The following is a 6,128-nucleotide window of genomic DNA, read 5'->3' as shown; positions in this document are numbered from 1 at the left end:
GGAACTGGATGAGTACATTTACTATTACAACCACCACCGCATCAAGCTCAGGCTCGGTGGTCTGAGCCCTGTTGAGTACAGGGCTCAGGCAACATCATAAACTGTCCAACTTTAAGGGGGCAGTCCAGCAACCAACACTGGCACTGCCCCTGTGGGAGTTCGCGAAGCGGACGAACCTGGACAGCCGCCACGCTGCAGCTATCGGTGTTCCCGGCCTCCGCCTTCGGCTACACCCGGTCCTACAGCAACCAACACTGGCACTGCCCCTATGGGAGTTCGCGAAGCGGACGAACCTGGACAGCCGCTACACCGCGGCGGTCTGTTCCCGGTCTCCGCCTTCGGCTACACCTGGCCCCACAGCAACCAACACTGGCACTGCCCCTGTGGGAGTTCGCGCAGCGGACGAACCTGGACAGCCGCCGCGCTGCAGCGATCAGCTGCGACCAGTCCTACACCATCCCGCGCATGGCATGACGTTGGTGTTGATAATCCTGAAGCTTTCTGCAGGGTTCGGAACTTATGTAGGTAAAGGGTGCACTGACATTTGCCGCCCTCACTGTGTGCCATCGCCATGGACAGACCGCTCGACTCGCGCAACGCCTATTCCCTCGATTCACTTAACTTTTTTCTGGCGGATGTACGGGATGGGCTAGGGCCTTACCTGGCCATCTACCTGTTGGCCGTGCACAAGTGGGACCCTGCCAGCATTGGCGTGGTGATGACCCTGGCCGGGCTTGCCGCCCTGGTTACGCAAACCCCGGCTGGGGCCTTGATCGACCGGATAACCGCCAAGCGTGCGGCGGTAATAGTGGGTGCGCTGCTGGTTACGGCCAGTTGCGTGGTGTTGCCTTTCATCAGTAGCTTCACCCTGGTGGCAGTGACCCAAGCCGTAAGCGCGGCGGCTGCTTCCATCTTTGCACCTGCCATTGCCGCCATTTCCTTGGGCCTGACCGGCCCTAAAGCCTTCACCCGCCGTACCGGCCGTAACGAGACCTTCAACCACGCGGGTAATGCCTGTGCGGCGCTGCTGGCGGGGGTGTTTTCGTGGCTATTCGGGCCTGTGGCGGTATTTTACTTGATGGCAGCGATGGCCCTGTGCAGCGTGTTCGCGGTCAGCTTTATCCGGCCAGACAGCATTGACCACGAAGCAGCCAGGGGGTTTGAAGCCTCCGAAGGCGGCGCCCAAAGTACCGCCAGTGGATGGCGCGCGCTGCTGAGCAACCGCTCCCTGCTGCTGTTTGCCGCTTGCTGCGCACTGTTTCACCTGGCAAACGCTGCGATGCTGCCACTGGTCAGCCAAAAGCTGTCCCAGATCGACCTGAGCATGGCAACACCGCTCACCTCGGCCTGTATCGTTGCGGCACAGTTGGTCATGGTACCTGCGGCGCTACTGGTGGGGGCTCGCGCTGATCACTGGGGGCGCAAGCCCTTGCTGCTGGCAGGTTTTGCCATCCTGCCCATCCGTGGCGTGTTGTACACCTTTTCCAGCGACCCTTACTGGTTGGTAGGCGTACAAGTACTCGACGGCGTAGGCGCTGGTCTGTTCGGTGCGCTGTTCCCGCTGGTGGTCAAAGACCTTACACAAGGCACGGGCCGCTTCAACGTGAGCCTTGGTGCACTGACCACCGCCTTTGGCCTGGGTGCAGCATTGAGCAACAGCCTGGCGGGTTTCGTGGTGCAGGCGGCAGGTTACAGCGCGGCCTTCCTCACCCTGGCCGGTGTTGCCGCCGTTGCATTCGGGCTATTGCTGATGTTGCCAGAAACATTGGCGCCCACCTCAAAACCTACCTCGCACTGAGCCTGCCATGCCGCTGACAATGATTACCTGGTGCATCACTGCGTTGGCCACAGCAGGTGTGATTTTCCGGCCATGGCGGGTTCCGGAGTATGCGTGGGCGCTTGGGGGCGCCGTACTGCTGGTAGTCACCGGGCTGGTGCCGGTCCCCGCTGCCTTGGGCGCCGTAGCACGTGGCAATGACGTTTACCTGTTTCTGACCGGCATGATGGTGCTGGCCGAGCTGGCCCGGCGTGAAGGGTTGTTCGATTGGCTTGCCACCTGTGCAGCGCGCCATGCCCGCGGCTCAAGCCAGCGGCTGTTCGACCTGGTGTTCCTGGTGGGGACGCTGGTAACGGTCTTCCTGTCCAACGATGCCACCGCTGTGGTGCTAACGCCAGCCGTGTATGCGGCCACGCGGGCGGCAAAGGCAGAGCCGCTGCCCTACCTGTTCATCTGCGCCTTCATCGCTAACGCCGCCAGTTTTGTATTACCCATTTCCAACCCGGCCAACCTGGTCATCTTTGGCACCCATATGCCGCCGCTGCTGCAATGGCTGGCCCAGTTCGCGCTGCCGTCGCTGGTCGCCATCGGCCTGACCTACCTGGTGCTGCGCTGGACACAACGCACGGCCCTGCGCCTGCCGCTCGAAGAGGTCCACACGCTTGCGCCCTTGTCCCGTGGCGCCCGCCTTACGGCTGCTGGCCTGGGGGTGACTGCCGTGCTTCTGCTGGTGGTGTCAGCCCTAGATAAGCCGCTGGGCTTGCCTACTTGCCTGGCAGGCCTTGCTACAGTAGCGCTGGTGCACGGCGTGCAACGCCAGAACCCATGGCCGGTGTTCAAAGGTGTCGCTTGGGGCGTGCTGCCCTTGGTGGCAGGCCTGTTCGTTCTGGTGGAGGCCCTGACCCTCACCGGTGTGGTAGGCGCACTGGCTCACACGCTGGAGCACTGGGCCAAGGCGGCTCCGGCTCACGCCGGGTGGGTAACCGGTGTGCTGGTCGCCATTGCCTGCAACCTGGTGAACAACCTGCCTGCAGGGTTGATTGCAGGGTCTGTAGGGCAACTGGCAACCTTGCCCAACGACGTGACCCGGGCGCTCGTCATCGCTGTGGACCTAGGGCCCAACCTGTCCGTTACCGGCTCGTTGGCCACGGTGCTATGGCTGATCGCGGTGCGCCGGGAGGGCATGCATGTGAGCGCGTGGGCCTTTCTCAAACTCGGGTTGCTGGTGATGCCGCCTGCATTGCTTGGGGCCCTGGCCATGATGAAACTGCTGGCCTGAAACAGCACGGTGGAGGGCAGTACTACACGGGCAAACATGAGACGTTCGTGCACATTACATCTTCGTCACGTGACCTGCTGGTCATTTTGCGCATCTCCACAATATTGTAATCTTGGGCATCAAGCGCGCCTTGGCTGCCTGTTAGCTGCTGCCCCCCAGGTGTGACCAGGCCCCGTACGCGCTGCGTCCGGGGGCAGCGCGTTTTTAAAGCGAATATTTTTTGGGAAGCCAGGATGATTGGCATCAAGAGCATAGCGAGTTACGTACCGGTTGCCGGCCTGGACAACTACGAGCAAGGTGCGAAATTCGGCAAGGACGAAGACTTCATTCTCGGCAAGATCGGTTCGGCCTTCCTGCCGCGCAAGGCGCCGGAGCAGGAAACCTCCGACCTGTGCGTGGAAGCAGTAAACGCCTTGTTCGCCAATAACCCCTCGCTGTCCCGCGATTCCATCGACGCTTTGATCGTGGTGACGCAGAACGGCGACGCCGAGGGCTTGCCCCATACGGCGGCCATTGTGCAGGACAAGCTGGGCCTGCCCACCGCCATCGCGGCCTTCGATATTTCCTTGGGGTGCTCAGGGTATGTGTACGGTATCTATGCCCTCAAGGGCTTTATGGAAGCCGCAGGCCTGAAGAATGGTTTGCTGGTCACTGCCGACCCGTACTCCAAGATCGTGGACCCGGAAGACCGTAACACCACCATGCTCTTTGGTGACGCTGCTACAGCCACCTGGATGGGGGAGGGCGCTACCTGGCAACTGGGCAAGTCCATGTTCGGCACAGACGGCGCTGGCGCACCCCACCTGAAAGTGGAGAACGGTACCTTCTTCATGAATGGTCGGCAGGTGTTCAACTTTGCGCTGCTCAAAGTGCCACAGCACCTGCATGCCTTGCTGGAGGCTTCCAGCCTTGCAGCGGCGGACATCGACGCCTATTGCATTCACCAAGGCAGCGCCGCCATTGTGGACGCGGTTGCACGCCGGTTCGAGGAAGCCAGCCCGGAAAAATTCGTAAAAGATATGGTCGAGACGGGTAACACGGTCTCTTCAAGCATCCCGTTGTTGCTGGAGAAGCACCTGTTCGACGCCACTTGGAAACGCGTAGCCATCAGCGGCTTTGGCGTAGGGCTCTCCTGGGGATCGGCTATCCTTTACCGCGATTGAACCGGCCTTCGCGGAAGTGTGTGCATGACTGATCTGTTGACCCATAACCTGGCTGTTATTGCCCAGCGCTGGCCCGCCCTGGCCCAGCGACTCGAAACCCAAGCGCTGGACCACCTGCAGGTGGAACTGGTGCAAGGGCAGGTGCAAACCCTGCGGGTAAACGGAATTCAGCTCACCAGCCGGCATGACCCTGTGGCCGAGGCCCAGGTGCAGGCCGGCAGCCTGCCTCACGATGCCTCAGTGGTTCATGTCTACGGGCCCGGCCTCGGGCACCTGCCCAGCGTCTTGTTGGCCTCGCCTCGGTGGCAGGAGGTGCAGGTACACGTGCTTAACCCAGCCGTGTTTGCCTTGGTGCTCCAAGTGGCCGACCACCGGGCCTGGCTGGCAGACCCACGTTTGACACTGGCCCTGGCCGAAGATGAGGCAGAAATCTGCCTTCCCTTTGTGGCCATGCCCTCCGAACTGGTGCTGGCCAGTGACGCCAGCGCGAAAATACGCGACCGGCTGGTGAGCGAGCTTCATCTGAGTTTCAACAACCGCCCGTTTCAGCATCAGGATCCCGAGGTGGTCGAACGGCTTGAGGCGAACAAGGTGCTGGTCGGACTCGATGGCGATGTGGCGCAGCTGTTTGGTACACAGGCGGGCAAGGGTGTCTACGTCATAGCCACCGGGCCCACGCTGGAGCACCATTTTGAACACCTTTACCACAACCGTACCCAGGTGGATCGGCCGCTATTGATATGCGCCGATACGGCCTGGAAGCCGCTGCTGGAGCACGGCATCGTGGCGGACATCGTGGTGAGCATCGACCAACGCATCACGGACCGCCACCTTCCGGCAGCGCGGTCAGCGGCCACGACGTTGGTGTACATGCCCTTGGTGCCCGGCGACGTTCTGGTGCAATGGCAGGGGCGTCGGTTGGTGGCACTGTCGGCCAGCCCGGTCTACGACAGCCTGCGGCAACGCCTGCCCAAGGCCGAGCTGCACAGTGGCGGTAGCGTGATTCACCCGGCAGTGGACCTGGCGGTACAGATGGGCGCTGCACAGGTCACCCTGTTTGGCGCAGACTTCGCCTTTCCCAACAACAAAACCCATGCCGGCTGGAACGATGGGGACCTTGGGCCATCCCTTGCCAAAGCCCGGCATTGGGTATTGGACGGCCATGGAAACCGTGTGCCGACACAACTCAACTTTCGCAGCTACCTGACCGAACTGGAACGGTACATCGCTCAACACCCGCAGGTGAGGTTCTTCAATACCAGCCGCAGTGGCGCCAGCATCGCAGGCACTCACTTCGCCGAGGGCCTGGTGCATGGCTGATCGAGCCCACTTGATAGCGCAGGCGCAGGCCTGTGGCAACCTGTTCAGGCTTGGCCGCGAGGTGGAGGCGGCCCTGCAGATGGTCGACCTGCTGGACCAGGCCTCGTTGCTGTTTGCCATAGCGCCTGTGAGCACTCAACAAGCCTGGCATACGTTGGTTGTCTCTATTTTCTCCGGCCAGGAACTTCAGGACTGGCTAGGGTTAGCCGATGATCTGCAGTACGAGTTAGTGGCCTTGTTGGAAGTATTGCCAAGAGTGTCACAGTTTTGAATATTGAATAATCTGTTCTTACATTCGCAAGCATTTGTTTTTAATAGAAAAAATAATTAACTGGAAAAAAATCTTTAAAAGCCCCTCAAGCAAGCTACAGACGCGACGATAACTAGGACGAAGGTTCTCTAGGCCACACCCGGCGCAGCCAGGGCCGGAAGCCAGTACATCACTCCCCCCTGAGGATTTCGTCATGTCGTTGACCGTTAACACTAACATCGCTTCCTTGACCGTTCAGAACAACCTGAACAAGGCTTCGTCTGCCACTGCAACCTCGATGACTCGCCTGTCCTCGGGTCTGAAAATCAACAGCGCCAA

Annotated in this window: 8 protein-coding genes; all 8 read left to right on the top strand. The window is 60.7% G+C overall.

The window, feature by feature from the left end:
• The coding region (locus HBH25_RS22725) for an IS3 family transposase (protein ID WP_168084692.1) at positions 1–100 on the top strand (100 nt) is incomplete at its 5' end.
• A complete protein-coding gene (locus HBH25_RS23930; protein ID WP_484573235.1) occupies positions 94–474 on the top strand; it encodes a hypothetical protein in 381 nt (126 codons plus the stop codon). The genes HBH25_RS22725 and HBH25_RS23930, both read left to right, overlap by 7 nt.
• Before the next feature lie 97 nt (positions 475–571).
• Complete coding sequence (locus HBH25_RS22720; RefSeq protein ID WP_168086202.1) at positions 572–1,798, top strand: MFS transporter; 1,227 nt, start codon at positions 572–574, stop codon at positions 1,796–1,798.
• Between the two features lie 7 nt (positions 1,799–1,805).
• The gene (locus tag HBH25_RS22715; protein WP_168086201.1) at positions 1,806–3,056 is read left to right on the top strand and encodes an arsenic transporter; all 1,251 of its coding nucleotides are present in this window, start codon (positions 1,806–1,808) and stop codon (positions 3,054–3,056) included.
• A gap of 233 nt (positions 3,057–3,289) precedes the next feature.
• Positions 3,290–4,219, top strand: coding sequence for a ketoacyl-ACP synthase III (locus HBH25_RS22710; protein ID WP_168086200.1), 930 nt, complete (start codon positions 3,290–3,292; stop codon positions 4,217–4,219).
• Between the two features lie 24 nt (positions 4,220–4,243).
• Positions 4,244–5,539 (top strand): motility associated factor glycosyltransferase family protein, encoded by a 1,296-nt coding sequence (locus HBH25_RS22705; protein WP_168086199.1) that lies wholly within the window; start codon positions 4,244–4,246, stop codon positions 5,537–5,539.
• Positions 5,532–5,810 carry a hypothetical protein gene (locus HBH25_RS22700; RefSeq protein ID WP_168086198.1) on the top strand — a complete coding sequence of 93 codons (279 nt, stop codon included), beginning with the start codon at positions 5,532–5,534 and terminating at the stop codon, positions 5,808–5,810. The genes HBH25_RS22705 and HBH25_RS22700 overlap by 8 nt, the downstream gene beginning before the upstream one ends.
• A 193-nt stretch (positions 5,811–6,003) precedes the next feature.
• Positions 6,004–6,128 (top strand): flagellin N-terminal helical domain-containing protein (locus tag HBH25_RS22695; RefSeq protein ID WP_484573229.1); only part of this gene is annotated, 125 nt, incomplete at its 3' end.

Origin of the sequence: Pseudomonas quercus (assembly GCF_012033695.1) — a bacterium.
GTDB classification, from domain to species: domain Bacteria; phylum Pseudomonadota; class Gammaproteobacteria; order Pseudomonadales; family Pseudomonadaceae; genus Aquipseudomonas; species Aquipseudomonas quercus.
The sequence above is the reverse complement of the archived record's forward strand: the minus strand, read 5'-3'. Positions and strand labels throughout refer to the sequence as shown.